The sequence below is a fragment of the Streptomyces klenkii genome (assembly GCF_003626645.1).
GTDB lineage: Bacteria > Actinomycetota > Actinomycetes > Streptomycetales > Streptomycetaceae > Streptomyces > Streptomyces klenkii.
The window spans coordinates 353,359-379,313 of sequence record NZ_RBAM01000003.1 but is presented as its reverse complement, the minus strand read 5'-3'; the positions used below and the strand labels follow the sequence as shown (position 1 = coordinate 379,313).

Below are 25,955 nucleotides of genomic sequence, written 5' to 3'. Positions count from 1 at the left end.
GATGCCTGCCTGCGCTTGTCTCTGCCCGTGTCCTCCGGTCAGCCGGCGGGCTGTGACCGTGACAGCGCCTCCCGTACGGCCTCCTCCGTACGCGCCACCACCGCCGTGCCGTCGTCGGCGGTGATGATCGGCCGCTGGATGAGCTTCGGGTGCTCGGCCAGGGCCTTGATCCACTGCTCGCGCGCGCTCGCGTCGCGCGGCCAGTCCTTGACGCCGAGCTCCTTCGCCGGCGCCTCCTGGGTGCGCGTGATGTCCCACGGCTCCAGGCCGAGCCGGTCGAGCATCGCGCGGAGCTCGTCCTCGCCGGGGACGTCCTCCAGATAGCGGCGCACGGTGTACCCGGCCCCTTCGGCGTCGAGCAGGCTGATGGCGCTCCGGCACTTCGAACAGGCGGGATTGATCCAGATCTCCATGCCCCACACCGTACCGCGCACCCCCGTCAAATCCCGCCTGAGCTGGGGCGATTGTCAGTGGGGGGCAGTAAAATTGAAGGCATACGAGAGAGGTTGTGACCCCCCTCCAGGAGGAACGTCGATGGCCGTAGCCGCACCCACTCTTCCCGATCTCCCGAGCCTTGCCACGCTGCCGAAGAAGCCGATGCCCGCGGGCCGGCCGCGCGCGTGGTACGAGTCCCACAACCGCCAGCTGAAGGCCATGCGCCTCGCGATCGCGCTCCTGCACTCCGGGGTGTACCGCCCGGAGCAGGCGAGCAACCGCCGGATAAGGGCGACGGCGGTCAGCATCGGGGTCCACGCGCCCTCCGACACGACGTGCCGGGCGGTGCGCTCCCTCATCCACGACGCCGCCAACTACTGACAGGTGCAGCAGGGCCTCTCCCGGCGCGGCCGGCGCCCGCATGCGAACCCCCGGACTTGCCCATAACGTGGCAAGGGGCTCGTCATGTCGTCACTGGTCATCACTGACCACTGACCGTCACCGGGAGAGGCCCATGCCCGCTCGTACGCTCAAGGACAAGGTCGTCGTCATCGGCGGCGCGTCGAAGAACCTCGGCGGCCTCGTCGCCCGCGAGCTCGCCCGGGACGGCGCCAAGATCGTCGTCCATTACAACAGCGACTCGTCGCGCGACAAGGCGGAGCAGACCGTCGCGGACGTGAAGAAGGCCGGTGGCGACGCCTTCGCCCACCAGGGCGACCTGACGAAGGTCGCCGAGGTCGAGAAGCTCTTCGACGCGGCGGTGCGGGCGTTCGGCAAGGTCGACCACATGGTGAACACCGCCGGCATGGTCATCAAGAAGCCGATGACCGAGACGTCGGAGGAGGAGTTCGACAAAATGTTCGCCGTCAATAGCAAGGCGGCGTACTTCATGATGCGCGAGGCCGCGAAACGCCTCGAACGCGACGGCTCCATCGTCACCGTCGTGACCTCCTTGCTCGCCGCGTACACCGGCCTCTACTCCGTCTACGCCGGCAGCAAGGCCCCCGTCGAGCACTTCACCCGCGCCCTCTCCAAAGAGCTCTTCGGGCGGAACATCTCGGTGAACAACATCGCCCCCGGCCCGATGGACACCCCGTTCTTCTACCCGGCCGAGACGGACGACTCCGTCGCGTACCACAAGTCCTCGTCCATGAACGGCGACCTCACCAAGATCGAGGACATCGTCCCGTACGTGAAGTTCCTGCTGACGGACGGCTGGTGGCTCAACGGCCAGACCCTCTTCATCAACGGGGGCTACACCACCCGCTGACATAGGGTTTCCCCCTATGTGGCAAGGACAGCAGTCTCCGGGGGACCCGCGGCATCCGCAGGGCGGGCAAGCGAATCCGTATCAGCAGCCGAGCCCGTACGGGCCGCCGCCGCAGCCACCACGAGGCGGGGGAAACAGAACGAAGGTCATAGCCATAGCCGCGGCGACGGCGGTCGTCATCGCCGCGGGCGTCACCGGCTTCCTCGTCCTAGGCGGCGACAAGGACGCCGAGGCGAAGGACCCGAAGCCCGCCACGAGCCCCTCGTCGCCCGCCCCGAGCACGGACCCCGGAGCGTCGGCCGGCACCGACAACCCGCGCGCGGACCACGACCCCAAGCCGGTCGTCCCCGGTTGGAAGGTCGTCACGAACCCCGCGAAGGGCGTCGCCTTCGACGTGCCCCCCGAATGGGACCGCAAGCAGACCGACTGGGTCACCTACGTCGCCGAGAACGACGACCCCGAAGACAAGCCGCTCGTCGCCTTCATGGCACCGGCGATGCTCGACCCGGCGTGGTGCAGCTCCGGCAGCGGTGACAAGAAGGAGAACATGGCCCTCGCCGCGGCCGGCTCCCGCAGCGAACGCGGCCAGGACCCCGAGGCCGCCGCCCGCGCCAACGCCGAGGCCTGGCTCTACGGCTTTTACACCCAGCCCGACAAGAAGAAGATCAAATCCGCCCCGGCGGAGCAGTACACCACCAAGTCCGGCCTCTCCGGCACCCTGGTCACGTCCGCCGCCTCGGGCGTCCCGAAGAAGAACAAGTGCGCCTCCGACGGCAAGGCCACCGCCTTCGTCTTCAAAAACCCCAAGGGCAACGAATACACGTCCTGGACCCTCTTCGCCGCAAAGGACGTCAAGAACGAACTCCCGGACGACACCGTCCGCAAAATCCTCAGCACGGTCCGCCTCATGGACCCCGCCAAGTAGCACAACGAATGCGGGCCGCCACCCGGATTCGGGTAGCGGCCCGCACTGGTCAGCCCGGCGTCTTAGATGTCGAAGTACATCTCGAACTCGTGCGGGTGCGGGCGGAGCTGGATCGGGGCGATTTCGTTGGTGCGCTTGTAGTCGATCCAGGTCTCGATCAGGTCGGAGGTGAAGACGCCGCCGGCCTGGAGGTACTCGTTGTCGGCCTCGAGGGCCTCGAGGACGGCCGGGAGGGACGTCGGGACCTGGGGGACGTTGGCGTGCTCGTCGGGGGCGAGCTCGTAGAGGTCCTTGTCGATCGGCTCGGCGGGCTCGATCTTGTTCTTGACGCCGTCGAGGCCGGCCAGGAGGAGGGCCGAGAAGGCGAGGTACGGGTTCGAGGACGGGTCCGGGGCGCGGAACTCGACGCGCTTGGCCTTCGGGTTGGAGCCCGTGATCGGGATGCGCATGGCGGCGGAGCGGTTGCGCTGGGAGTAGACCAGGTTGACCGGGGCCTCGAAGCCGGGGACCAGGCGGTGGTAGGAGTTCACCGTCGGGTTGGTGAAGGCCAGCAGCGACGGGGCGTGCTTGAGGATGCCGCCGATGTAGTAGCGGGCGGTGTCCGACAGGCCGGCGTAGCCCTGCTCGTCGTAGAAGAGCGGGTCGCCGTTGCTCCACAGGGACTGGTGGACGTGCATGCCCGAGCCGTTGTCGCCGAAGATCGGCTTCGGCATGAAGGTGGCGGTCTTGCCGTTGCGCCAGGCGACGTTCTTCACGATGTACTTGAAGAGCATCAGGTCGTCGGCGGCGGCGAGCAGCGTGTTGAACTTGTAGTTGATCTCGGCCTGGCCGGCGGTGCCGACCTCGTGGTGCTGGCGCTCGACCTGGAGGCCGGCCTTGTCCAGCTCCAGGGAGATCTCCGCGCGCAGGTCGGCGAAGTGGTCGACCGGCGGGGCCGGGAAGTAGCCGCCCTTGTAGCGGACCTTGTAACCGCGGTTGTCCTCGACCGCACCGGTGTTCCAGGCGCCGGCCTCGGAGTCGATGTGGTAGAAGGACTCGTTCGCCGCGGTGTTGAAGCGCACGCTGTCGAAGACGTAGAACTCGGCCTCCGGGCCGAAGTACGCGGTGTCCGCGATGCCCGTGGAGGCGAGGTAGGCCTCGGCCTTCTTGGCGATGTTGCGCGGGTCGCGGCTGTACTGCTCGCCCGTGATCGGGTCGTGGATGAAGAAGTTGATGTTAAGCGTCTTGTCCCGGCGGAACGGGTCCATGCGGGCCGTGGACAGGTCCGCGCGCAGGGCCATGTCGGACTCGTGGATCGCCTGGAAACCGCGGATCGAGGAGCCGTCGAAGGCGAGCTCCTCGTTCGGGTCGAAGGCCGCGGCCGGGATCGTGAAGTGCTGCATCACGCCAGGCAGGTCGCAGAATCGGACGTCGACGAACTTGACGTCCTCATCCGAGATGAACTTCTTGGCCTCGTCGGCGTTCTGGAACATCCAACTCCTCCTAGCCCGGCCGTACGCGGTCGGGGATTGCTTCGGTGGCGCGGTCCGTATCGCACCGGCGCGCTGCGGCCGACCCTAGAGAGACGGGATTTCCCGGGCATGACCCATTTGTTTCGCCGAGGTTAACCGGGGTGCGGCCCGGATGTGCTGTGTAACACGGCCTTCCGACCCCGGGCGGAAGGGAACGAATGCGGGCGCAGTACCGTGGACGGGTGGACAACAGGCAAGCAATCGGCTCATGGCTCTCCGGCCCGCGCGCGGCCGCCGAGGAGATGGGCGTCGACTTCGGGCACCGGGGCGAGCGCCTCGGGCTCCCGGCGGACGGGCCCGGCGCCATCGCCCCGCTCGGGCGGCGCCTCGGCGCCGTCTTCATCGACTGGGCGCTGTGCATGCTCATCGCCTACGCCTTCCTCGCGGACGGCAAGCCCCAGCAGGCCGGGAACTGGGCGCTGCTGATCTTCTTCGTACTCAGTGTCGTCACCGTCGGTACGGTCGGCTGCACCCCCGGCAAGCGCCTCCTCGGGCTGCGCGTCGTCGCCGAGGGCGGGGGCCGGCTCTCCCTGCCCCGCGTCCTCTTCCGCAGCGTACTCCTCGTCGTCGTCATCCCGGCCGTCATCTGGGACCGCGACACCCGCGGGCTCCACGACCGGCTCGCACGCGCCGTCCAGGTGCGGATCTGACAGAACGGCCGGCAAGAGAGCAACGACGAGGGCGGGGCGGAAACCGTAAAGGTTTCCGCCCCGCCCTCGTCGTTTGCTGTGTGCCTTCCAGCGATGTGCCTTCTAGCGGCCCTTCGGCATCCGCGCGCCCTTCGGCAGCGGACCCTTCGGGATCGGCATGTTCTTCATCGGGTCGCCCATGGCCCGCAGCCGGTCGGTGGTCGTCGTCACCTTGTCGCCCGGGACCACGCGCGGCAGCTTCGCCAGCGTCGTGCGCAGCTTCTTCAGCGGCAGCTGGCCCTCGCCGTTGCCGATGATGAAGTCGTGCACCGGGACGTCCGTCACGATGCGCGCCATCTTGCGCTTCTCGGCCGCCAGCAGGGCCTTGACCCGGCCGGGGTTGCCCTCGCCGATGAGCACGATGCCGGCCTTGCCGATCGCGCGGTGGACCATGTCCTCGTCGCGGTTGAACGCGACGGCGGTCGTCGTCGTCCACTGGCGGCCCATCTGGCCTTCCATGATGGCCGCGGCCGCGCCGCGCTGGCCCTCGATCTTGTTCTGGTAGGCGCGCTGGGCGCGCTGCCCGAAGACGATGGCCATCGCGAGGAACGCCAGCAGAACGCCGAGAATGCCCAGGTAGACCGGGTGGCCGATGGCAAAGCCCACGGCGAGCAGGACACCGAGGGTCACGATGCCCACGCCCGCGACGACAAGACCGACCTTCGGGTCAGCCTCTCGCGTCATCTTGTAGGACAGGACGATCTGCTGGAGTCGCCCCTGCTTCTCAGTCTCAGGTGTTGCCTTCCTCGCCATAAGGCGAAGTTTACGTCGCCTGCGGACCGGGGGCCGCCACGGCCTCCAGCACGTGCTGCGCCTCGCGCCGGTCCTTGGCCCGGCGGCGGTCCTCCAGCACCGCGGTCCAGGCGTTCCGCCGCGCGGTGCGCTGGCCGCCGCGCATCAGCAGCCCCTCCAGGGCCCGCAGGGCCCCGGTGACGGACGGGGGGCGCACGGCGAGCGTGGTGGGCAGGGCGGAAGCGGCGCGGGTGGCTGTCGCCACGGCTGCGTGGGCGGGCGCGGCCTGCATGTCGTTGTCCCCTCGGGAGCGGAAGTGATCAGTGGGCAGCGGGGGGCTGGAGGTGCGTACCGGCGGGGAAGGGATGTACGTACCGGGAACTGCTGTGCGTACCCCCATCGTCACGGAACGGTGTTACCAATGGATGACCTCTTGGTCAAACACCTATGAAACGTTGACGCGGCCCGTACCTTCCCCCACCGTCCGGCAGGGGAGACACGGGCCGCGTCCATGAGTGTGCGCAGGGCCGGAGCCGCAGGTCAGACCGCCTGGGTCGACGGGGCGGCCGCGCGCCGCTCCATCGCCTGCTGGTAGAGGCGACCGGCGCGGTACGACGAACGGACCAGGGGGCCGGACATGACGCCGGCGTAGCCGATCTCCTCCGCCTCGTCCTTCAGCTCGACGAACTCCTGCGGCTTCACCCAGCGCTCCACCGGGTGGTGCCGCGGCGACGGCCGCAGGTACTGGGTGATGGTGATGAGCTCGCAGCCCGCCTCGTGCAGGTCGCGCAGCGCCTCGCTGACCTCGGCCCGCTCCTCGCCCATGCCCAGGATCAGGTTGGACTTGGTCACCAGACCGGCCTCGCGGGCCTTGGTGATGACCTCGAGCGAGCGCTCGTAGCGGAAGCCGGGGCGGATGCGGCGGAAGATCCGGGGCACGGTCTCGACGTTGTGCGCGAAGACCTCGGGGCGCGAGGCGAAGACCTCGTCCAGCAGCTCGGGGACCGCGTTGAAGTCCGGCGCGAGCAGCTCGACCTTGGTCCGGCCGGCCTCGCGCTCCGTGGTCTGCTGGTGGATCTGGCGCACGGTCTCCGCGTACAGCCAGGCGCCGCCGTCGGCCAGGTCGTCGCGGGCGACGCCGGTGATCGTGGCGTAGTTCAGGTCCATCGTGACGACCGACTCGCCGACGCGGCGCGGCTCGTCCCGGTCCAGGGCCTCGGGCTTGCCGGTGTCGATCTGGCAGAAGTCACAGCGCCGGGTGCACTGGTCGCCGCCGATGAGGAACGTGGCCTCGCGGTCCTCCCAGCACTCGTAGATGTTGGGGCAGCCCGCCTCCTGGCACACGGTGTGCAGGCCCTCGCGCTTCACCAGGCCCTGGAGCGAGGTGTACTCGGGGCCCATCTTCGCCCGCGTCTTGATCCACTCGGGCTTGCGCTCGATGGGGGTCTGGGCGTTCCGGACCTCCAAGCGCAGCATCTTGCGTCCGTCGGGTGCGACTGCCGACACGTCCGGCTCCCTATGACTTCGATTCCTCGGCGGACACCAGGGTACGCCCGTTATTTCCTACGCTCGTCATTCCTGTGCCCTGGGCAACTCATGAAGGCCCGGGCACATTCCCCCACCGGCTCCCCACCGGCCCCGCGGGCTAGCTCGCCCCGGCCGCCTCGGTCACCCCGGCCGTGCCGCTCGCCGCCCCCGCTGCTACGGGGCGCGGCCGCGGCTCCGCCGACTCCAGGATCTCCCGCAGGTGCTTCTCCACCACCGGCAGGACCTCGGCCACGGACACCCGCCGGCCCAGCTCGTTCGAGAGGGAGGTCACGCCCGCGTCCCGGATGCCGCACGGCACGATCCGGTCGAACCAGGTGTTGTCAGGATCACAGTTCAGCGCGAAGCCGTGCATCGTCACGCCCTTGGCGATCCGGATGCCGATCGCCGCCAGCTTGCGGTCCTCGCGGCGCTGGCCGGCGTTGGACGGGGCGTACTCCGGGCCGTTCAGCCGGGGGTCGAACTCCTCGTCCGTCAGCCGCGGGTCGAAGTCCAGGGACAGGCCGCCGATCGCGGGGCGCTGCTCGACGGGGTCGCCCAGCACCCAGACGCCGCTGCGGCCCTCCACGCGCGTGGTTTCCAGGCCCAGCTCCGCGCAGGCGCGGATGAGTGCCTCCTCCAGGCGGCGGACGTGCGCGATCACATCCACCGGGCGCGGCAGCTTGAGGATGGGGTAGCCGACGAGCTGGCCCGGGCCGTGCCAGGTGATTTTCCCGCCGCGGTCGACGTCAACCACGGGGGTGCCGTCCAGGGGGCGCTCGCTGTCCTCCGTGCGCCGTCCCGCGGTGTAGACCGCCGGGTGCTCCAGCAGCAGGCAGGTGTCCGGGATCTCGTCCGCGAACCGGGCGGCGTGGACCCGCCGCTGCTCCTGCCACGCCTCCTGATACTCGACGGCGTCCGCCCCGAAGCCCAGGTGGACGAAGCGCAGCTCACTCACGGCGGCTCCTCAGCTTCTCTTCGACTTGCTCCTTTGCCACTGTACGGCCGCCCGCCGACATCGCCGCAGGCGGGCGGTGCACGGCGGGCTGAGGGGCGGTCCCGGACCGCCACGGCGGGGTGAGGGGGTCCGGAGCGCCGTCCGGGTGTATTTGATCTGTCCTCACACGATCGGATGAATGCGGGGCGAAGGGAGCGATCAGGGCGTTGGGGACCGCTAAGTTCGCGCCGTTCCAGAACGAGATCAGGGAGACCGGCAGGCTGATGACGGAACGACCCCCGCAGCGCATCCCCAACCGTCAGCTCGCCGCGTTGATCGCGGAGGCGGGCTTCTCCAACGCAGGGCTGGCTCGGCGAGTCGATCAGTTAGGGCTTGAGCACGGCCTCGACCTGCGTTACGACAAGACGTCCGTCACCCGCTGGCTGCGCGGCCAGCAGCCCCGGGGCACCACCCCGGCGCTGATCGCCGAGGTCTTCACCCGGCGGCTCGGGCGGCGGCTGTCCGCGCAGGACCTGGGCCTGGACGCCTGCGCCCCGGTGTACGCGGGGCTCGAATTCGCCGCGTCCCCGGAAGAAGCCATTGACATCGTCAGCGGCCTCTGGCGCAAGGACTCCGGCAGCCACACCGAGCTCCGGAAGATCGCCTTCACCCCGGCCGGGCTCGTGGTGCCCAGCCGGGACTGGCTGATCGGCCGCGCCGACGAGCGGGTCGCCCGCGGGGCGCCCGCCGCCGAGGGCGGCCGGGTCCCGGCCCAGGGGCGCGCGCACCAGCCCCGCCAGCGGCAGGTCGAGCGCGGGCCCGGCGGCCGGGTCTCGATGGGCGACATCGCGGCGCTGCGCTCGGTCGGCGAGCTCTTCCGCACGCTCGACCACGCGTACGGCGGCGGGCACGCCCGCCAGGCCCTCGTGCGGTACCTGGAGCACGAGGCCGAGCCGATGCTGCGCGGCACGTACGGGGAGGCGACCGGGCGCCGGCTCTTCGCCGCCGTCGCCGACCTCACCCGGCTCGCCGGATGGACGTCGTACGACATCGCCGCGCACGGGCTGGCGCAGCGGTACTTCGTCCAGGCGCTGCGGCTCGCCCAGGCCGCGGGGGACCGCTCCTACGGCAGCTACGTGCTCGTCACCATGAGCCGGCAGGCGGTCTACCTCGGCCACGGCCGGGAAGCCGTCCAGCTGGCCCGGGTCGCCCAGCAGGGCGTCGGCTCCAGCGCGCCGTCGGTGGTGCAGTCGCTGCTCCACGCGGTGGAGGCCCGCGGGCACGGGGTGCTCGGCGAGGTACGGGCCTGCTCGGCGTCGCTGGCGCGGGCGGAGCGGGCCCTGGAGTCCGCCCGCCCGGGCGACGACGTGCCGTACTGGGCGCGCTTCTTCGACGAGGCCCAGCTGGCGGACGAGTTCGGGCACTGCCACCGCGATCTCCAGCAGTACCGGGCCGCGGCGCAGCACGCCGAGCGCTCGTTGCAGCTCCGCAGCCAGGCGTACGCCCGCAGCCGGCTCTTCTGCCGGGTGGTGCTGGCCACGGCGCGGCTCGGGCTCGGCGAGCTGGAGCAGGCGTGCCAGCTGGGGGCGGAGGCCGCGCAGGCGGCGGCGGAGATGCGGTCGGTGCGGGCGCTGGAGTACATCCGGGACTTCGAGCGGCGGCTCGAACCGTACCGGGACGCGGCGGCGGTGCGGGCGTACCGGGAGAAGGTGGCGGTCCTTTAGGGCCGCCCCCGGGCCACCTCCGGTGGGGGTTGCTCGCCGTCGCGGCGGGATGTTCTTCCAAGAAGCCCCGGCTTCTTGGAGCCGCCGCAGCGGTGATCAGCCCCCACCGGGGATACCGGCGGTGCCGAACAAGCGGTGTTGTACGAGCGGGCCCAGGCCGGAGGCGCTACGCCGCCTGGAGTTCCTCGGAGTCCTGGGGGGCTCGGATGCCCAGGTCGCGGAGGACTGCCAGGGCCGCCCTGCGGCCTGAGAACAGGGCGCCCTGGACCGTGCTCGTGTCGCGGTGGTCGCCGCAGACGTAGAGGCCCGACAGCAGCCGCACCGGGCGCCGGACGTCGTGCGGGGCCGGCATGGCCGGGACGGCCTCGGGGTCGTGGTGGGCGCCGAGGAGCTGCCAGTCGCCGGTCGGGGTGCCGTAGACCCGGGCCAGTTGGGCCCGCGCGGCGCGGTCCAGTTCGGCGGTGGGCAGCGAGGCCGCCGCGCCCAGCACCGTCGAGGTGATCAGGGGCCGCCCCGCGGGCGCCCGCGAGGGGTCCACCTCGCTGGCCACCATGGTGTGCGCGACGGGCCCGCGCCGCCCCGCCGCGATGATGAGCGAGGCCTCGCGCAAGGGCGCCTCGGGGGCGGTGTGGTGCAGCACCGTCACCGGATGGAAGCCGGGCATCCGCAGGCCCGGGATGAGCTCGGCCGCGGCGCGCGCACCGGTGGCCACGACGACCGAGCGGCAGCGCAGCTCACCGTGCCCGGCGGTGGACACGGACGTCGTGCAGGCGGCCTTGGCGTGGACGCCGGTCCGCACCGTGCCGGGCGGCAGCAGCGAGGCGAGCAGCGCCGGTACGGTGTCCGCCCCGCCGGCCGGCAGACAGAGGTGGCCACGCGCGTAGTCCCGCAGCACGAGGTCGGCGCAGCGGCTCGACGTCGTGAGGTCCGGATCGCACAGCAGGGACGCCAGGAGGGGCCGCAGGAAGCCCTCGACGGTGCGGGCCGGCAGACCGCGCCCGGCGAGCGTCTCGGCGGTGGGCCGGTCGGGGCGGGCGAGGACGCGGTGGGCGGGCAGCGCCGCGAGGCGGCCCAGCGCGGTGCCCAGGCGGGCCTGGTCGAGGCCGCCGGCCCGGGACGCCCGCGCCGCCCGTGCCGTCCGCGAGGCGCGGGCGGCGGTCGCGAGGGCCCGTGCCGTGGGGAACGCGCGCTTCGTGGAGCGCGGTTCGCCCGTGCGCTGGTTGCGCCCGTCGGCGTGGACGAGCACTCCCGGGGTGAACGGCCGCAGCACGAGGGCGTCCAGGCCGGGCGTGCGGAGCAGCTCCGGGAAGGAGGTGTTGAGCAGCTGGGCCGTCCGGTCCAGCAGGAAGCCGTCGGCCCGGTCGGTGGTCATCCGCCCGCCGACGTAGGGGGCGGCCTCCAGGACGACGACCGATACCCCGGCGGCCGTGAGCCGGTGGGCCGCGGAGAGCCCGGCGAGGCCGGCTCCCACGATGACGACGTCGGCGTCGATAGCGGTGTCGCGTGCGCTGCTGAGCACGTGCCCTCCCGGATTCGGTCCGCTCGCTCGGTGCCCTGATGCCCTCAACGGGCAGCGCCGATGCGCGATTTGACATGACCGTAGAGAGAAATTCGGTCAATAACAGTCGCGCACGGACAGGGCACGGTCGCACAGCGGGTAGCACGGCGAGCGGCCCCGTGCGCGGTCCGTGGTCACCGTGTGTCCGCCAGCGCGGCCCGTACGGCGCTCTCGGCGTCCGGGAACGCGAAGGAGAACCCGGAGTCCAGCAGCCGCCGGGGCACGACCCGCTGGCTGCCCAGCACGTCGGAGGCCATCTCGCCGAGGGCCAGCCGGAGCGCGGGGGCGGGCACGGGGAGCAGCGCCGGGCGGTGCAGCACCCGCCCCATGACCTCGGTGAGCTGACGGTTGGTGACCGGATGCGGCGCGGTCAGATTGACGGGTCCGGACAGCGACGTGTCCTCCAGGAGGTGCCGGAGCGCGGCGACGTGGTCCTGGAGGGCGATGAAGCTCCAGTACTGCCGGCCGCTGCCCATGCGCCCCCCGAGCCCCGCCCGGAAGAGCGGGAAGAGCTTCTTCCACGCCCCGCCCCGCCGGGACACGACGAGCCCCGTACGCGCGTACACGGTCCGTACGCCCGCCTCGGCGGCGGCCACGGTGGCCTCCTCCCACTGCTGGCAGACGTCGGCGAGGAAGCCGTGCCCGGGCGGGGTGTTCTCGTCGGTGAGCCGGTCGCCGGTGTCGCCGTAGATGCCGATCGCGCTGCCGCTGACCAGCACCCGCGGCGGGGTGTCGAGGGAGGCGACGGCCTCGGCGATCGCGGCGGTGCCGAGGACCCGGCTGTCCCGGATCTCCTTCTTGTAGGCGGCGGTCCAGCGGTGGTCGCCCACGCCCGCGCCCGCCAGGTGCACCACGCCCGTGCAGCCGGCGAGCCCGGCCGCGTCGACGGTCTGGCGCACCGGGTCCCAGGAGACCTCGCCCCGCGCGCGGGCCGGGCGCCGCACGAGGCGCACCACCTCGTGGCCGTCCGCGTACAAGGAGCGCACGAGCGCCGTGCCGATGAGCCCGGAGGAACCGGTGATCGCGATCCGCATACGGCCCATCCTGCCCCCGGGCCCGTAAAAAATGACTCAGGAGGGGCGGGGCACGCCTGGCACAGTGACCCCATGGAGAACCTGATCATCCGCGCGGCCACGGAGGCCGACGACGGCCCGCTGGCGGAGCTCGACGCCCGCACCTGGTCCACGCTGCACGCCGTCCAGCCGCGGCCCGAGCCGCCCTACGGGCCCTTCTTCACCGAGCGGAACCGGCCCGGGCACATCCTGGTGGCCGACGCCGGCGGCCGGCACGCGGGGTACATACGGCTGGTGCCGCCCACGCCGCTCGCCGTCAACGCCCACGTGCGCCAGATCCAGGGCCTCGCCGTGGACGACGCCTTCCGCGGGCACGGCCTCGGCCGGGCGCTGGTGCGGGCGGCGATGGAGGAGGCGCGCCGGCAGGGGGCGACGCGGATCACGCTGCGCGTCCTCGCGCACAACGCGCCCGCCCGCAGCCTCTACGAGGCGGAGGGCTTCGCCGTGGAGGGCGTGCTGCCGGGGGAGTTCCTGCTGGACGGCGGCTACGTCGACGACGTGCTGATGGGCCGCCTGCTCACTGCCTGAGCCGCGCCCCTACCGGGGTGTGGCTACTCCCTGAAGCGCGCCCACAGGCGGGGGAAGCGCTCGGCGAGCGCCGCCTCGTCCTCCGGGTCGATGGGCGTTCCGGTGGGCTCCGCCGGCTGGTCGGGCAGCCCCAGGTCCGGCGTCTCCGCCCCGGTGAGCTGCTCGTACGCCTCGTCGGCCGCGTAGCCGAGGTCCTCGCCGTCCCCGTCGACCTCCTCGTCGAAGTCCTCCAGCAACTCGGCGAGGTGGTCCGGGTCGTGTATCCCGCCCTCGAAGACCTCCCGGCCCTGGCCGATCAGCCAGCACCGGAAGTAGTCGAAGGCGTCGTCGCTCGCGCCGCTCAGCAGGATGACGGCCGCGCCCCACAGGTCCCAGGTGTACGAGCGGTTGTAGCGGGACTCGAAGTGCCGGGCGAAGTCCACCACGCGCTCGGGGTCGAGCTGCATCAGCCGGTCGACCAGCATGTCCGCCTGGTCCTCGGCGTCGCCGTCGGCCGCCTCGCGCGTCGCGTCGATCAGCTCCCAGAACTCCGTCTCGTCCACGCCACCAGCATCGGGCCAAGCACCCCACGCCGCACGCGGAGCGCAGCGGATGCGGCCGTCTCGTTATCGGGGCGTCACACCGGGCGTGGTGTGACGCGCGAAACAGGACAGAGGGTGTCTTGATTCGGTGACAGGGTCACGGCCGTACCGACGAGAGGAGACCCGAGGACATGGGTACGCGCACACAGGACGACCGGCCGCTCGCGGGCAGGGTGGCGCTCGTGGCGGGAGCCACCCGCGGCGCGAGCCGGGCCGTGGCGGTCGAGCTCGGCAGGGCCGGCGCGGTCGTCTACGCGACCGGGCGCACCACGCGCGAGCACCGCAGCGAGGTCGGGCGGCCCGAGACGATCGAGGAGACCGCCGAACTGGTGACGGCGGCGGGCGGCACGGGCATCGCCGTGCCCGCGGACCATCTGGAACCCGGGCAGGTGGAGGCCGTCGTCGCCCGCATCGAGCGGGACCACGGGCGGCTGGACGTGCTCGTGAACGGCCTGTGGGGAGGCGACCACCTTGTCGGCTTTCCCGACGCCTTCAGCAGGAAGTCGTGGGAGCACGACCTGGACGCCGACCTGCGCATCCTGCGGCTCGGCATCGACTCCCACCTCATCACCAGCCGCCACGCGCTGCCGCTGCTGAGCCGGCGGCCCGGCGGGCTGGTGGTCGAGATGACCGACGGGACGGCCGGCTACAACGCGAGGTACCGCGGCCACCTCGCCTTCGACCTCGCCAAGTACGCGCCGATCCGCATGGCCATGGGGCTCGCCGAGGAGCTCCGGGGCGTCGGCTGCAGCGCGGTCAGCCTCACGCCCGGATACCTGCGGTCGGAGGCGATGCTCGACACGTACAAGAAGGTGACCGAGGAGACCTGGCGCGACGCCCTGAAGGAGGACCCGCACTTCTGCATCTCGGAGAGCCCCGCCTACGTCGGGCGCGCGGTCGCCGCGCTCGCCGGCGACCCCGGCGTCTCGCGCTGGAACGGGCAGTCGCTGTCCAGCGGACAGCTGGCCCGCGCCTACGGCTTCACCGACACCGACGGCACGCAGCCGGACGCCTGGGGCTACATCGCGGCCCTGGACGCGGGGGAGGACCCGCAGGAGGCGGATTACCGGTGACGTGACTCGGGGGATAGGGCTCGCCCAGGGCGGGCTTGAACTGTCCGGGCTGTTCAGCCGTACAGGGCCGCTGTCCGTGCCGCCGCCTCCGCGAAGCGCTCGCGGAACGCGGGAGGGGCCAGGATCTCCGCCTCGGGGCCGAGGGCCAGCAGCTGGTCGTAAGCCACCTCCAGGGACTCCACCGGCAAGGTGACCGTCACCCGGCCCCGCTCGTCCGGTGCGCCCGCGGCCTCCAGGGCTTCCGTGGCCGCCACGCGGTCCGTCACGTGGGGCAGCCGCCTCGCCCCTTCCGGGGTGAGGCGCAGCCCGACCCGGTCGCGGAGGATCGAGCGGGCGAACTCCGCCGCCCGCTCCTCCCAGAAGGCCGGCAGGTCGAACGCCTCGTCCCGCTCGAAGCGGTCCGCCCCGGAGACCACGGAGGTGAAGCGGTCCACCCGGTAGACGCGGAACTGCTCGCCGGCGCGGGCCGCGACGTACCAGATGCCGCCCTTGAGCACGAGCCCGTACGGCTCCAGCTCGCGCTCGGCCTCCGTGCCCTTGCGCAGGTAGCGGGCGGTGACGGTGCGGTCGTCCCAGACCGCGTCCGCGAGCGCGGGCAGCAGGGCCGGCGGGTCGCCCTCGCGCCACCAGCCGGGCGCGTCGAGGTGGAAGCGCTGGGCCGCGGACGCCGAGGCGTCCCGGAGCTCGGGCAGGAGGGCGGCGGAGACCTTGAGGCGGGCGGCCGAGGCCGCGTCGGCCAGGCCCATCTCGCGCAGCGCGGAGGGCACCCCGGACAGGAACAGCGCCTCCGCCTCCGTACGGCCGAGGCCCGTCAGGCGGGTGCGGTAGCCGCCGACGAGGCGGTAGCCGCCCGCGCGCCCGCGGTCGGCGTAGACGGGGACACCCGCTTCGGACAGCGCGAGGACGTCCCGGGCGACGGTGCGCTCGGAGACCTCCAGCTGCCGGGCCAGCTCGGTGCCCGTCATGGACGGCCGGGACTGCAACAGCAGGACCAGCTTGATCAGCCGTGCGGCGCGCATGGCTCACAGGGTAAGGGGAGTGGCGACAGGAGCCGGTGCGCAGCCAGGGCAGGAAGACGCACGGGCTCCTGTCGTCACTTCTGAGCCGTTCCGCGACACAGGACAGGGCGACGCGGGACGGCTCGAACGAGACTGTACGCCCCTGATCGATGATCGATCAATCCTTGGGGCCCAACAGGGCCCGGCAGGGACTCAGATCCTCGGCGCGCAGCTCAGCACATGGGCCTTCAGCAGCTCCCCGATCGCCGGGTCGCGCCGCCGGAACGCCGCCACGATCTCGGCGTGCTCCTCCGCGTGCGTGCGCGGCTCCGGGCTGAGCCAGCGGATCGACAGCGTCGTCCACACCTCGATGCCCAGCGACTCCCAGGTGTGCAGCAGGACGGCGTTGCCCGCGGCCTTCACGATCTCCCGGTGGAAGGCGACCGTGTGCCGCACCTGCGCCTCGCCGTCGCCCGCCCGGTCCGCCTCGTACAGCGCGGCCACCTCCGGCTCCAGCGCGGAGACGTCCTCGGCCAGCACCGGCGCGGCCAGCTCCGCCGCGACCTGCTCCAGGCCCGCCCGTACGGGATAGCTCTCCTTGAGGTCCGTGGCGGTCAGCTCGCGGACCCGGACGCCCTTGTTGGGCGAGGACTCGATCAGCCGCAGCGACTCCAGCTCGCGCAGCGCCTCGCGCACCGGCGTCTGGCTCACCGAGAGCTCGGTGGCGATCCGCCGCTCGACGATCCGCTCGCCCGGCTGCCAGCGCCCGCCGACGATCCCTTCGAGGATGTGCTCGCGGATCTGCTCACGCAGCGAGTGCACGACGGGTGTGGCCATGGGAGGAGCTCCTCAGCGGGATGGTGCGGGGTGGTGCGGGTGCTGCGGGTTGCTGTGGGGTGGTGCGGGCGCGGAGGTGAGGCGGTGACGCCATTATCCCGGCGGTGCACAAGGGCGCGGCCCCGGCGGTGCACAAGGGCGCGGCCCCGGCGGTGCACAAGGGCGCGGCCCCGGCTCGTACGAAACGAGCCGGGGCCGCGCCCTGCTGATGCCCTGCGGTGCCGCGAGGACTACAGGCCGATCTCGGCCTCGAACTCGGCGGCCTCCAGGAGCTCCTTGATCGCCGTCAGGTAGCGGGCGGCGTCGGCGCCGTCCACCAGACGGTGGTCGTAGGAGAGCGTCAGGTACGTCATGTCGCGGACGGCGATGGTCTCGCCCAGCTCCGGGTGGTTGATGACCACCGGGCGCTTGACGGTCGCACCGATGCCCAGGATGGCGACCTGGTTCGGGGGCACGATGACCGTGTCGAACAGCGCACCGCGCGAGCCGGTGTTGCTGATCGTGAAGGTCGCGCCGGACATCTCGTCCGGGCTGATCTTGCCGGTGCGGACCTTGCCGGCCAGCTCCGCGGTCTTCTTGGCGATGCCCGCGATGTTGAGGTCACCCGCACCCTTGATGACCGGGGTCATCAGGCCCTTCTCCGAGTCGACGGCGATGCCGACGTTCTCGGAGTCGAAGTAGGTGATGGTGCCCTCGTCCTCGTTGATCCGGGCGTTGATGACCGGGTGGGCCTTCAGCGCCTGGACGGCGGCCTTGACGAAGAACGGCATCGGGGACAGCTTGGCGCCCTCACGGGCGGCGAAGGCGTCCTTGGCCTTGTTGCGCATCCGCATGATCTTGGTGATGTCCACCTCGACCACGGAGCTCAGCTGGGCCTGGCCGTGCAGCGCCTTCATCATGTTGTCGGCGATGACCTTGCGCATGCGCGGCATCTTGACCGTCTGACCGCGCAGCGGGGACGCCTGCAGCGGGGCGGCCTTCGGCGCGGCCGGAGCGGCGGCGGCCGGGGCGGCCTGCGCCGGGGCGGCGGCCTTGGCGGCCTCGGCGGCGGCCAGGACGTCCTGCTTGCGGATGCGACCGCCGACGCCGGTGCCCTGGACCGAGGTGAGGTCCACGGCGTTCTCGGCGGCGAGCTTGCGCACCAGCGGCGTGACGTACGCGCCGTCGGTGACGGCGGCAGCGGCGGCCGGAGCCGGAGCGACCGGGGCAGCCGGGGCCGCGGGGGCGGCCGGAGCGGCCGGCGCGGGGACCGGAGCCGGGGCGGCCGGAGCAGCCGGGGCGGCGGGGGCAGCAGCCGGAGCCGGGGCGGCCGGAGCAGCCGGAGCAGCAGCCGGAGCCGGGGCGGCGGCGGGAGCGGCCGGGGCGGCCGGAGCGGCAGCGGCCGGAGCCGCACCCGCGGCACCGATCACGGCCAGCTTGGCGCCGACCTCGGCGACCTCGTCCTCACCGACGGCGATCTCCAGCAGCACGCCGGAAACCGGGGCCGGGATCTCGGTGTCGACCTTGTCGGTGGAGACCTCGAGCAGCGGCTCGTCGGCCTCGACCGTCTCGCCGACCTGCTTCAGCCAGCGGGTGACGGTGCCCTCGGTGACCGACTCGCCCAGCGCGGGCAGGACGACGTCGGTGCCCTCGGCGGCGCCGGCGGCCGGAGCCTCGGCAGCGGCCGGAGCGGCGGGCGCCTCGGCCACGGGGGCCTCGGCGACCGGAGCCGGAGCGGCGGGGGCCTCCTCGGCGGCCGGAGCGGCAGCCTCGGCGGCGGGGGCAGCGGCAGGGGCGCCGGTGCCGTCGTCGATGATCGCGAGCTCGGCGCCGACCTCGACCGTCTCGTCCTCGGCCACCTTGATGGAGGCGAGGATGCCGGACGCGGGGGCCGGGATCTCGGTGTCGACCTTGTCGGTGGAGACCTCGAGCAGCGGCTCGTCGGCCTCCACGCGCTCACCCTCGGCCTTGAGCCAACGGGTGACGGTGCCCTCGGACACGCTCTCGCCGAGCGCCGGCAGGGTTACGGAAACCGCCATGGTTGCGGTTGCTCCTTACGAATAGTGCGGATGGTGGTGCGCTCGGGACTTAGTCGTGCGAGTGCAGCGGCTTGCCGGCCAGGGCCAGGTGAGCCTCGCCCAGAGCCTCGTTCTGCGTCGGGTGCGCGTGGATGAGCTGCGCGACCTCGGCCGGCAGCGCCTCCCAGTTGTAGATCAGCTGGGCTTCGCCGACCTGCTCACCCATGCGGTCGCCGACCATGTGGACGCCGACCACGGCACCATCCTTGACCTGGACGAGCTTGATCTCGCCCGCGGTCTTGAGGATCTTGCTCTTGCCGTTGCCCGCGAGGTTGTACTTCAGAGCGACGACCTTGTCGGCGCCGTACAGCTCCTTGGCCTTCGCCTCGGTGATGCCGACCGAAGCGACCTCGGGGTGGCAGTACGTGACGCGCGGCACGCCGTCGTAGTCGACCGGCACGGGGTTGAGACCGGCCAGCCGCTCCGCAACCAGGATGCCCTCTGCGAAGCCGACGTGCGCGAGCTGGAGGGTCGGGACGAGGTCACCGACGGCCGAGATGGTCGGCACGTTGGTGCGCATGTACTCGTCGACCAGGACGTAGCCGCGGTCCATCGCGACGCCCTGCTCCTCGTAGCCCAGGCCCTGGGAGACCGGGCCGCGGCCGATGGCGACCAGCAGCACCTCGGCCTCGAACTCCTTGCCGTCCGCAAGGGTGACCTTGACGCCGTCGGCGGTGTACTCCGCCTTCTGGAAGAAGGTGCCGAGGTTGAACTTGATGCCGCGCTTGCGGAACGCGCGCTCCAGCAGCTTGGAGCTGTTCTCGTCCTCGACCGGGACGAGGTGCTTCAGGCCCTCGACGATGGTGACGTCGGTGCCGAACGACTTCCACGCGGAGGCGAACTCGACGCCGATGACGCCGCCGCCCAGGATGATCGCGGACTTCGGCACGCGGTCCAGGACGAGCGCGTGGTCCGAGGAGATGATGCGGTTGCCGTCGATCTCCAGGCCCGGCAGCGACTTCGGCACGGAGCCGGTCGCGAGCAGCACGTGGCGGCCCTGGACGCGCCGGCCGTTCACGTCGACGGAGGTCGGGGACGACAGGCGGCCCTCGCCCTCGATGTACGTCACCTTGCGGGAGGCGACCAGACCCTGCAGGCCCTTGTACAGGCCGGCGATCACGTCGTCCTTGTACTTGTGGACGCCCTCGATGTCGATGCCCTCGAAGGTGGCCTTGACGCCGAACTGCTCGCTCTCGCGAGCCTGGTCCGCGACCTCACCGGCGTGCAGCAGCGCCTTGGTGGGGATGCAGCCGTTGTGCAGGCAGGTCCCGCCAAGCTTGTTCTTCTCGATCAGGGCGACGTCCAGACCCAGCTGCGCTCCGCGCAGGGCAGCGGCGTAACCGCCGCTACCGCCTCCGAGGATCACTAGGTCGAAAACGGTGCTGGCGTCGTTCGCCACGTCACGTCCTCCATGCATGGATACGCCGGATCCGGTCACCGATGACCGGGCGGCGGCTGTCGTTCGGCCGCGTTTCTTCGGCCCTGTGATTAAGGGGGCCCTGTCCTGCCGAGACAACATCTTCGCATTTGTTGACGGACGGCGGGACGCCGGGCCGGTCCGAGAGGCGACTGTTGCGTCACGTTCGGGGGTTACTCGCGCGTACGGGCCGGGGTTTTCGTTACGGGCGAACGGAATCCGCCCGGCCCCGGGCAAAAGCCGCGGGGCCGGGCGGCCGTACGGAGCGCGTACGAGCCCGGTGCGAGCCTCGCGGGAGGCTCAGCCGAGGTCGCCGGCGGCGGTGTGCTCCGCGAGCCGGACCAGGGTGCGGATCGCCGAGCCGGTGCCGCCCTTGGGGGTGTAGCCGAACGGGGCGCTCTCGTGGTACGCCGGGCCCGCGATGTCCAGGTGGGCCCAGGTGATGCCCTCGCCCACGAACTCCTTCAGGAAGATGCCCGCGAGCAGGCCGCCGCCCATCCGCTCGCCCATGTTGGCGAAGTCGGCGACCGGGGAGTCCATGGCCTTGCGCAGCTCGGCGGGGAGCGGCATCGGCCACGCCTGCTCGCCGACCTCCTCGGCGATCTCGTACAGCGACGTGCGGAACGCGTCGTCGTTGGCCATGATCCCGAAGGTGCGGTTGCCCAGCGCGAGCACCATGGCGCCCGTCAGGGTCGCGACGTCGACGATCGCGTCCGGGTTCTCCTCCGAGGCGCGGGCCAGGGCGTCGCCCAGGACCAGGCGGCCCTCGGCGTCCGTGTTGAGGACCTCGACGGTCTTGCCGCCGTACATCTTCAGGACGTCGCCCGGGCGGGTGGCCGAGCCGGACGGCATGTTCTCCGCGAGGGCGAGCCAGCCCGTCACGTTGACCTTCAGGCCCAGGCGGGCGGCCGCCACGACCGCGGCGAACACGGCGGCGGCGCCGGCCATGTCGCACTTCATGGTCTCGTTGTGGCCGGCCGGCTTCAGGGAGATGCCGCCCGAGTCGTACGTGATGCCCTTGCCGACGAACGCGAGGGTCTTCTCCGCCTTCGCGTGGGTGTAGGCGATCCGCACCAGGCGCGGCGGGGCGTCCGAGCCGCGGCCGACGCCCATGATGCCGCCGAAGCCGCCCTTGAGCAGGGCCTTCTCGTCCAGCACCTCGACCTTGAGGCCGAACTCCTTGCCGGCGGTCTGGGCCGCGGCGGCGAACGTCTTCGGGTCGAGGTCGTTCGGCGGCATGTTGACCAGGTCGCGCGCCTTGTTGATCTCGTCCGCCACGGTCACGGCGCGGTCGGCGGCGGCCTTGAACGCCTTGTCGCGCGGCTTGGCGCCGAGCAGGGCGATCTCGGCGAGCGGAGCGCTCTTAGCGGCCTTGTCGTCCTTCTTGGCCGAGCCGTTGCCGCCCGGGCGGTAGGAGTAGGCACCCAGCAGGGCGCCCTCCGCCACGGCGGAGGCCGCCTCGGCGTCCTCGACGGGCAGGGCGAAGCCGGCCTTCTTGGTGCCGGTCAGCGCGCGGGCCGCGGTGCCCGCGGCGCGGCGCAGGGCCTCGTAGCCGAAGGAGTCGTCCTTCGCCGGGGCGTCGCCGAGGCCGACCGCCAGCACGACCGGGGCCTTCAGCCCGGAAGGGGCGGGGAGCTTGGTGCTCTCCCCCTCGGCGCCGGTGGCGCCGAGCGTCTCCAGGACGCCGGCCAGCTTGCCGTCGAAGGCCTTGTCCACGGCTTCGGCGCCGGGGGCGACGACGGGGCCCTTCGGGCCCTTCGCCACGCCGACGACGATGGCGTCCGCGCGCAGCGTCGCCGCACTGGAAGTGCTGAGAGTCAGAGCAGACACGGTGGTGGGGTCCCTACTTCCGTTGAGTTTCCTCGGCCGAGCGGGTGGGCCGGCCGCACCCCGGGCATCGTATGCGGTGCCTCTGCCGGGGGCTTTGGCGGTGTCGTGTCGACTTGGCCGGTTTCGGCCGGGCCGGCGACGCGGCCCGGCGGACGGCCCGGCCGCCGGTGCCCGCCTAGCCCAGGGTCAGGGCCACCAGCGCCGCCGTCGCCGCCGTTTCCGCGAGGGCGCCGAAGACGTCTCCCGTCACGCCGCCGAAGCGGCGTACGCAGCGCCGCAGGAGGAGTTCCGCGCACAGGAGGCCCGCAGCGGCCGCAGCGGCCGCGTGGGCCGCCCCGTACGGGCCCAGGAAGGCGCCCCAGGCAGCACAGGAGGCCGGAACCACCAGCGCCACGGCCGCCGCACCGCCGGCCGGTACCGCGCCCGCCACAGCGGCCCCCAGCCCCTCCGGCCGGGCCGCCGGCACGGACGGGCGGCACGCGAGCGTCATGGCGCAGCGGGCGGTCACGGCCGCCGTGAGCGCCGCGAGCGCGCCCCGCAGCGGCGACGCCGCGTACGCCCCGGACAGCGCCGCCACCTGCGCCAGCAGGACGAGGAGGAGCGTGACGACGCCGAACGGCCCGATGTCCGACTGCTTCATGATGCGCAGCGCGTCGTCCGCCGGCTTCCCGCTGCCCAGCCCGTCGGCGACGTCCGCCAGCCCGTCCAGGTGCAGGCCGCGGGTGAGGACCGCCGGTACGGCGACCGCCGCCACCGCCGCCGGCAGCGGGCCCGAGCCCAGGGCCAGGAGGAGCAGGCCGGCCGCCGCGGAAGCCGCTCCCACCGCCAGCCCAGCCAGCGGCGCCGCGAGCATGCCGCCGCGCGCCGCGGCGCGGTCCCAGCGCGTGAGGCGGACGGGCAGCACGGTGAGCGTGCCGAAGGCGAAGCGGAGGGCGTCGCCGGCAGTGGCGCGCCCGGGTGTCGTGTCGGTCATCGCGGGCACACTATCCGGCCACCCACGGGCAGTAGGTTGCCGGTGAGGGCCGATCGGGAGCGGGTGCGAGCGTCATGGGCCAGTGGTTGAGCCGCAACATCGTCGAACCGGGCAAGCTGCCCCTGCTGCTCGCCCTGAGCGCGTTCGTCCTGACCTTCCTCGTGACCCGCGTCATCACCCGCCTGATCCGCGCGGGCCGGGGCCCCTTCCGCAACATCAGCCCGGGCGGGCTGCACGTCCACCACGTCGTGCCGGGCGTCGTGCTCACGGTGATCGGCGGCTTCGGGGCCGTCGCCTCGGGCCGGCACGGCTTCGGGGCCATGGCGGCGGCCGTCCTGTTCGGCACGGGCGCGGGCCTCGTCCTCGACGAGTTCGCACTCGTCCTGCACCTGGACGACGTCTACTGGACGGAGCAGGGCCGCAAGAGCGTGGAGATCGTCGTCCTGACGGCGGCCCTCGTCGGCCTCGTCCTGGCCGGATTCCTGCCGTTCGGGGTGAACGAGCTGACCCCGGAGGAGCTGCACGACCGCGGCCTCGTGGTCGTCAACGTCCTGATCAACTTCCTGATCGCGCTGTTCGCCCTGGCCAAGGGCAAGCCGCGGATCGCCCTGCTCGGCGCGGTGGTGCCGTTCGTGGCCCTCGTCGGGGCCGTCCGCCTGGCCCGCCCCGGCTCACCGTGGGCCCGGCGCTTCTACCGCCACCGCCCGCGCGCCCGCCGCCGGGCCCGCGTGCGCGCCTACCGGCACGACGCGCGCTGGGAAGCGGTCCGCAACAGGATTCACGATCTGCTGGCCGGCGCCCCCGACCGCTGACCGTGACCGCGCCCGCACGGCGGAACGCCCCCGTCCGCGCGGGCCGCGCGCCGTCTTCGCCGCACCTCGTCCACCGCGCACACCACCAGCACCGCGGCCACGGCCGCGATGTGCTCCTTGCCCGCCAGATTCGGCTTGAGCAGCGCTTCCGTCACCATCGCCACGACGACCACGGCGCAGGTGCACCAGGCCCGGTAGCGCCAGGTGACGAAGACCGCCAGCCCCACGACGGCCGCCGACGGGCCGGTGTCCACGACCTTCGCGGCCTCGGCCGGCAGCCCGAACACCGAGTCCGGCCCGATGTGGATCGCCAGCCGCGCGTACATCGTCCCGGCGAGCGTCGCCACGTACGAGATGGCCAGCGTGCGCCACCGGCCCAGGCAGATCTCCGCGATGCCGAAGACCAGCAGGACCTGCGCCAGCGCGCCCCACACCGGCAGGTCCAGCGCCGGGACGAACAACGACAGCGGCGTCCGCAGAAGGGCGACCCACCAGGTCAGCTGCGCCTGCACCGAGCCGATCTTCTGCACCGGCTCGAAGCCCCACGACTGGTTCTGGACGATCTGGAAGACGGCCGTCAGCGCGACGGCCGCGAGCGTCATCGGGATCGCCCGGATCCCCTTGCGTACGAGCGTCCGCCGGACGGTCCCGGCCAGCGGGCCCCACTCGGTGCGCGCGGCGCGACGCAGCGCCGCCCGGTTCATCGCCGGCTCTCCAGGTGCTTGCGGTTGAGCCACTTGGGCAGGCCGGGGGCCTCCAGGAAGCCCTCGGCGCGTGCGCTCGCGATGCCGATCCGCAGCAGATCGCTGCTCTTCTCGAACAGCATGAAACGAGGCTCCCAGATGGGGCGGTACTTCGCATTTGCTCGGTACAGCGACTCGATCTGCCACCACCGGGAGAAGAAGCTCAGCAGCGAGCGCCACGCCCGCAGCACCGGCCCCGCGCCCAGCCGCGAGCCGCGCTCGAAGACCGACCGGAACATCGCGAAGTTCAGCGACACCTGGGTGATGCCGAGCCCCTTCGCCTGCTGCAACAGCTCGATGACCATGAACTCCATCAGGCCGTTCTCGGAGTCGCGGTCGCGCCGCATCAGATCCAGCGACAGCCCCTTGGGCCCCCACGGCACGAAGCTCAGCAGCGCCCGCAGCTCGCCCTCGCCGTCATGGCACTCCAGCATCACGCAGCGGCCGTCGAGGGCGTCGCCGAGCCGGCCGAGCGCCATCGAGAAGCCGCGCTCGGTCGCCCCGTCGCGCCAGTCGTCGGCGCGCGTCAGCAGCCGCGCCATCTCGTCGTCGGGGATGTCCTCGTGGCGCCGGATCCGCACCGTGTAGCCCGCGCGCTTGACGCGGTTGTACGCCTGCCGGACCGTGCGCATGGCGCGGCCGTCGAGGGTGAACTCCGCGGTGTCCACGATCGCCTCGTCGCCGAGCTCCAGGGCGTCCAGGCCGTGGCGCGCGTAGATCGTGCCGCCCTCCTCGCTCGCCCCCATCACCGCCGGGATCCAGCCGTGCTCGCGCGCCTCCGCCAGCCACGGCTCTATCGCACCCGGCCAGGCCTCGGGGTCGCCGATCGGATCGCCGGAGGCCAGCGAGACCCCGCCCACCACGCGGTACGTCACCGCCGCCTTGCCGCTGGGCGACCAGATCACGCTCTTCTCGCGGCGCAGCGCGAAATAGCCCAGCGAGTCGCGGTCGCCGTGCCGGTCGAGCAGGGCGCGCAGCCTCTCCTCGTCGCCGGCGGTGAGCGGGTCGGTGGCGCGCCGGGCCCGGAACGCCGCGTACACCACGAGCAGCAGCAGGAGCGTGCTCATCGCGTTGATCGTGACGTCCACCCAGCCCGGGACGCTGAGGCCCGGATAGGCGCTCTCGTCGACCTGGAGCGAGATCAGCCGCATGAAGCCGTAGTGCCAGCGGTCGAAGAACGACGCCCGGAACTCGTCCGGGGCGTCGTTCGCCGCCCGCACCAGCAGGGCCGCCGTCAGCGAGGTGACCAGCAGGCCCACCACCGCGACGATCGCCGCCAGCTTCGGGTTCGACCGGTCGCCCTTGGCGTAGAACTCCGTGCGGCCCGCCAGCAGCGCGGCCACGAAGAGGCCGGTGGCCACCAGCGAGAACCAGTTCAGCGCATGCTCGTTGAACTCCGGGTCGAACATGAGCGTCGCCATGAACACCAGGAACAGCCCGGACAGCACCAGGTTCAGGATCCAGGAGGCGCGCTTGCGCCGGCGCAGCGTCACCGCCATCACGAACGACCACAGCGCCGACGCGAAGCCCGCCGTCAGCAAGTACGGCGTGAAGAACTCGTCCTCGTTGTGGTGCCGGATGCCCGCGCCGAACGACACCCACACCGCGCTGAGCAGATTGACGAACGTGACGCAGCGCAGGTACCACACGGCGAAAGCGGCGGCGCGCCGTGGCCTCTGGCCGCCCGGCGCGACCTCATCCGGAGTCAAGCGGACTTCTCCCATGAAA

The 25,955-nt window shown here is 72.2% G+C and carries 25 protein-coding genes; 8 read left to right on the top strand and 17 right to left on the bottom strand.

The features are described 5' to 3' along the window. Positions 1-38 precede the first annotated feature (38 nt). Positions 39-413 carry an arsenate reductase family protein gene (locus D7231_RS08440; RefSeq protein WP_120754606.1) on the bottom strand — a complete coding sequence of 125 codons (375 nt, stop codon included), beginning with the start codon at positions 411-413 and terminating at the stop codon, positions 39-41. Between the two features lie 121 nt (positions 414-534). On the opposite strand from D7231_RS08440, the gene D7231_RS08435 reads away from it, so the two are divergent. The 3 genes from D7231_RS08435 (at position 535) to D7231_RS08425 (ending at position 2,630) form a co-directional block, all read left to right on the top strand. Next, entirely contained in the window at positions 535-816 is a 282-nt protein-coding gene (locus tag D7231_RS08435) for a hypothetical protein (protein ID WP_120754315.1), read from the top strand. A 133-nt stretch (positions 817-949) separates the two neighbouring features. Further along, a complete protein-coding gene (locus D7231_RS08430) occupies positions 950-1,705 on the top strand; it encodes an SDR family oxidoreductase (RefSeq protein ID WP_120754314.1) in 756 nt (251 codons plus the stop codon). Between the two features lie 16 nt (positions 1,706-1,721). Then, the gene (locus D7231_RS08425) at positions 1,722-2,630 is read left to right on the top strand and encodes a DUF8017 domain-containing protein (RefSeq protein WP_120754313.1); all 909 of its coding nucleotides are present in this window, start codon (positions 1,722-1,724) and stop codon (positions 2,628-2,630) included. 62 nt (positions 2,631-2,692) lie between these two features. On the opposite strand, the gene glnA is transcribed toward D7231_RS08425, so the two are convergent. Continuing rightward, a complete protein-coding gene (gene glnA / locus D7231_RS08420) occupies positions 2,693-4,102 on the bottom strand; it encodes a type I glutamate--ammonia ligase (RefSeq protein WP_120754312.1) in 1,410 nt (469 codons plus the stop codon). A gap of 221 nt (positions 4,103-4,323) precedes the next feature. On the opposite strand from glnA, the gene D7231_RS08415 reads away from it, so the two are divergent. Continuing rightward, on the top strand, positions 4,324-4,791 hold the full coding sequence (locus D7231_RS08415) for an RDD family protein (RefSeq protein ID WP_120754311.1): 468 nt from the start codon (positions 4,324-4,326) through the stop codon (positions 4,789-4,791). Between the two features lie 102 nt (positions 4,792-4,893). Here D7231_RS08415 and D7231_RS08410 read toward each other — a convergent pair whose 3' ends face one another. From D7231_RS08410 to lipB, 4 genes are all read right to left on the bottom strand, one after another. Continuing rightward, positions 4,894-5,583, bottom strand: coding sequence for a DUF4191 domain-containing protein (locus D7231_RS08410; protein WP_120754310.1), 690 nt, complete (start codon positions 5,581-5,583; stop codon positions 4,894-4,896). Between the two features lie 10 nt (positions 5,584-5,593). Continuing rightward, on the bottom strand, positions 5,594-5,854 hold the full coding sequence (locus tag D7231_RS08405; protein WP_120754309.1) for an SCO2195 family GlnR-regulated protein: 261 nt from the start codon (positions 5,852-5,854) through the stop codon (positions 5,594-5,596). Between the two features lie 248 nt (positions 5,855-6,102). Beyond that, complete coding sequence (gene lipA / locus D7231_RS08400) at positions 6,103-7,068, bottom strand: lipoyl synthase (protein ID WP_120754308.1); 966 nt, start codon at positions 7,066-7,068, stop codon at positions 6,103-6,105. A 139-nt stretch (positions 7,069-7,207) separates the two neighbouring features. Further along, on the bottom strand, positions 7,208-8,044 hold the full coding sequence (lipB, locus tag D7231_RS08395; protein ID WP_120754307.1) for a lipoyl(octanoyl) transferase LipB: 837 nt from the start codon (positions 8,042-8,044) through the stop codon (positions 7,208-7,210). Positions 8,045-8,307: 263 nt separating this feature from the next. Here lipB and D7231_RS08390 point away from each other — a divergent pair, with 263 nt between their 5' ends. Next, complete coding sequence (locus D7231_RS08390) at positions 8,308-9,747, top strand: NsdA family TPR-like regulatory protein (RefSeq protein WP_120754605.1); 1,440 nt, start codon at positions 8,308-8,310, stop codon at positions 9,745-9,747. 166 nt (positions 9,748-9,913) lie between these two features. Here D7231_RS08390 and D7231_RS08385 read toward each other — a convergent pair whose 3' ends face one another. Further along, on the bottom strand, positions 9,914-11,266 hold the full coding sequence (locus tag D7231_RS08385; RefSeq protein WP_120754306.1) for an NAD(P)/FAD-dependent oxidoreductase: 1,353 nt from the start codon (positions 11,264-11,266) through the stop codon (positions 9,914-9,916). A 173-nt stretch (positions 11,267-11,439) separates the two neighbouring features. Continuing rightward, positions 11,440-12,348 carry a TIGR01777 family oxidoreductase gene (locus D7231_RS08380; RefSeq protein WP_120754305.1) on the bottom strand — a complete coding sequence of 303 codons (909 nt, stop codon included), beginning with the start codon at positions 12,346-12,348 and terminating at the stop codon, positions 11,440-11,442. A 63-nt stretch (positions 12,349-12,411) separates the two neighbouring features. Here D7231_RS08380 and D7231_RS08375 point away from each other — a divergent pair, with 63 nt between their 5' ends. After that, complete coding sequence (locus D7231_RS08375) at positions 12,412-12,906, top strand: GNAT family N-acetyltransferase (RefSeq protein WP_120754304.1); 495 nt, start codon at positions 12,412-12,414, stop codon at positions 12,904-12,906. 23 nt (positions 12,907-12,929) lie between these two features. Here the strand turns inward: D7231_RS08375 and D7231_RS08370 are convergent, their stop codons facing one another. Further along, positions 12,930-13,448, bottom strand: a complete 519-nt coding sequence (locus D7231_RS08370; protein ID WP_120754303.1) for a DUF4240 domain-containing protein — start codon at positions 13,446-13,448, stop codon at positions 12,930-12,932. Positions 13,449-13,618: 170 nt separating this feature from the next. Here D7231_RS08370 and D7231_RS08365 point away from each other — a divergent pair, with 170 nt between their 5' ends. After that, on the top strand, positions 13,619-14,560 hold the full coding sequence (locus tag D7231_RS08365) for an SDR family oxidoreductase (protein ID WP_120754302.1): 942 nt from the start codon (positions 13,619-13,621) through the stop codon (positions 14,558-14,560). A 53-nt stretch (positions 14,561-14,613) separates the two neighbouring features. Here D7231_RS08365 and D7231_RS08360 read toward each other — a convergent pair whose 3' ends face one another. The 6 genes from D7231_RS08360 to D7231_RS08330 form a co-directional block, all read right to left on the bottom strand. Next, positions 14,614-15,579, bottom strand: a complete 966-nt coding sequence (locus tag D7231_RS08360; RefSeq protein ID WP_120754301.1) for a helix-turn-helix transcriptional regulator — start codon at positions 15,577-15,579, stop codon at positions 14,614-14,616. A 192-nt stretch (positions 15,580-15,771) separates the two neighbouring features. Beyond that, positions 15,772-16,395 carry a GntR family transcriptional regulator gene (locus D7231_RS08355; RefSeq protein WP_120754300.1) on the bottom strand — a complete coding sequence of 208 codons (624 nt, stop codon included), beginning with the start codon at positions 16,393-16,395 and terminating at the stop codon, positions 15,772-15,774. Between the two features lie 230 nt (positions 16,396-16,625). Continuing rightward, positions 16,626-18,413: a 2-oxoglutarate dehydrogenase, E2 component, dihydrolipoamide succinyltransferase gene (sucB, locus tag D7231_RS08345; RefSeq protein WP_120754299.1), complete on the bottom strand. Its 1,788-nt coding sequence runs from the start codon at positions 18,411-18,413 to the stop codon at positions 16,626-16,628. Between the two features lie 49 nt (positions 18,414-18,462). After that, positions 18,463-19,851, bottom strand: a complete 1,389-nt coding sequence (lpdA, locus tag D7231_RS08340) for a dihydrolipoyl dehydrogenase (RefSeq protein WP_194960971.1) — start codon at positions 19,849-19,851, stop codon at positions 18,463-18,465. A gap of 318 nt (positions 19,852-20,169) precedes the next feature. Beyond that, positions 20,170-21,699: a leucyl aminopeptidase gene (locus tag D7231_RS08335; protein ID WP_120754297.1), complete on the bottom strand. Its 1,530-nt coding sequence runs from the start codon at positions 21,697-21,699 to the stop codon at positions 20,170-20,172. 175 nt (positions 21,700-21,874) lie between these two features. Then, entirely contained in the window at positions 21,875-22,672 is a 798-nt protein-coding gene (locus D7231_RS08330; protein WP_120754296.1) for an adenosylcobinamide-GDP ribazoletransferase, read from the bottom strand. A gap of 74 nt (positions 22,673-22,746) precedes the next feature. Here D7231_RS08330 and D7231_RS08325 point away from each other — a divergent pair, with 74 nt between their 5' ends. Continuing rightward, positions 22,747-23,484 (top strand): hypothetical protein, encoded by a 738-nt coding sequence (locus D7231_RS08325; protein ID WP_120754295.1) that lies wholly within the window; start codon positions 22,747-22,749, stop codon positions 23,482-23,484. Here the strand turns inward: D7231_RS08325 and D7231_RS36445 are convergent. Together D7231_RS36445 and D7231_RS08315 are read right to left on the bottom strand one after the other, a co-directional pair. Next, positions 23,451-24,188: a hypothetical protein gene (locus D7231_RS36445; RefSeq protein WP_158673727.1), complete on the bottom strand. Its 738-nt coding sequence runs from the start codon at positions 24,186-24,188 to the stop codon at positions 23,451-23,453. The two genes, D7231_RS08325 and D7231_RS36445, sit on opposite strands and share 34 nt — an antisense overlap. Beyond that, entirely contained in the window at positions 24,185-25,951 is a 1,767-nt protein-coding gene (locus tag D7231_RS08315) for a phosphatidylglycerol lysyltransferase domain-containing protein (RefSeq protein ID WP_120754294.1), read from the bottom strand. Before D7231_RS08315 ends, D7231_RS36445 begins: the two co-directional genes overlap by 4 nt. Between the last annotated feature and the right edge of the window lie 4 nt (positions 25,952-25,955).

Excerpts from the sequence above, each read along its gene's own strand:
- D7231_RS08440 (WP_120754606.1), bottom strand. The coding sequence starts at position 413 with ATGGAGATCTGGATCAATCCCGCCTGTTCGAAGTGCCGGAGCGCCATC.
- D7231_RS08435 (WP_120754315.1), top strand. The coding sequence starts at position 535 with ATGGCCGTAGCCGCACCCACTCTTCCCGATCTCCCGAGCCTTGCCACG.
- D7231_RS08430 (WP_120754314.1), top strand. The coding sequence starts at position 950 with ATGCCCGCTCGTACGCTCAAGGACAAGGTCGTCGTCATCGGCGGCGCG.
- D7231_RS08425 (WP_120754313.1), top strand. The coding sequence starts at position 1,722 with ATGTGGCAAGGACAGCAGTCTCCGGGGGACCCGCGGCATCCGCAGGGC.
- glnA (WP_120754312.1), bottom strand. The coding sequence starts at position 4,102 with ATGTTCCAGAACGCCGACGAGGCCAAGAAGTTCATCTCGGATGAGGAC.
- D7231_RS08410 (WP_120754310.1), bottom strand. The coding sequence starts at position 5,583 with ATGGCGAGGAAGGCAACACCTGAGACTGAGAAGCAGGGGCGACTCCAG.
- D7231_RS08405 (WP_120754309.1), bottom strand. The coding sequence starts at position 5,854 with ATGCAGGCCGCGCCCGCCCACGCAGCCGTGGCGACAGCCACCCGCGCC.
- D7231_RS08390 (WP_120754605.1), top strand. The coding sequence starts at position 8,308 with ATGACGGAACGACCCCCGCAGCGCATCCCCAACCGTCAGCTCGCCGCG.
- D7231_RS08380 (WP_120754305.1), bottom strand. The coding sequence starts at position 12,348 with ATGGGCCGTATGCGGATCGCGATCACCGGTTCCTCCGGGCTCATCGGC.
- D7231_RS08375 (WP_120754304.1), top strand. The coding sequence starts at position 12,412 with ATGGAGAACCTGATCATCCGCGCGGCCACGGAGGCCGACGACGGCCCG.
- D7231_RS08365 (WP_120754302.1), top strand. The coding sequence starts at position 13,619 with ATGGGTACGCGCACACAGGACGACCGGCCGCTCGCGGGCAGGGTGGCG.
- D7231_RS08360 (WP_120754301.1), bottom strand. The coding sequence starts at position 15,579 with ATGCGCGCCGCACGGCTGATCAAGCTGGTCCTGCTGTTGCAGTCCCGG.
- D7231_RS08355 (WP_120754300.1), bottom strand. The coding sequence starts at position 16,395 with ATGGCCACACCCGTCGTGCACTCGCTGCGTGAGCAGATCCGCGAGCAC.
- sucB (WP_120754299.1), bottom strand. The coding sequence starts at position 18,413 with ATGGCGGTTTCCGTAACCCTGCCGGCGCTCGGCGAGAGCGTGTCCGAG.
- D7231_RS08330 (WP_120754296.1), bottom strand. The coding sequence starts at position 22,672 with ATGACCGACACGACACCCGGGCGCGCCACTGCCGGCGACGCCCTCCGC.
- D7231_RS08325 (WP_120754295.1), top strand. The coding sequence starts at position 22,747 with ATGGGCCAGTGGTTGAGCCGCAACATCGTCGAACCGGGCAAGCTGCCC.
- D7231_RS36445 (WP_158673727.1), bottom strand. The coding sequence starts at position 24,188 with ATGAACCGGGCGGCGCTGCGTCGCGCCGCGCGCACCGAGTGGGGCCCG.
- D7231_RS08315 (WP_120754294.1), bottom strand. The coding sequence starts at position 25,951 with ATGGGAGAAGTCCGCTTGACTCCGGATGAGGTCGCGCCGGGCGGCCAG.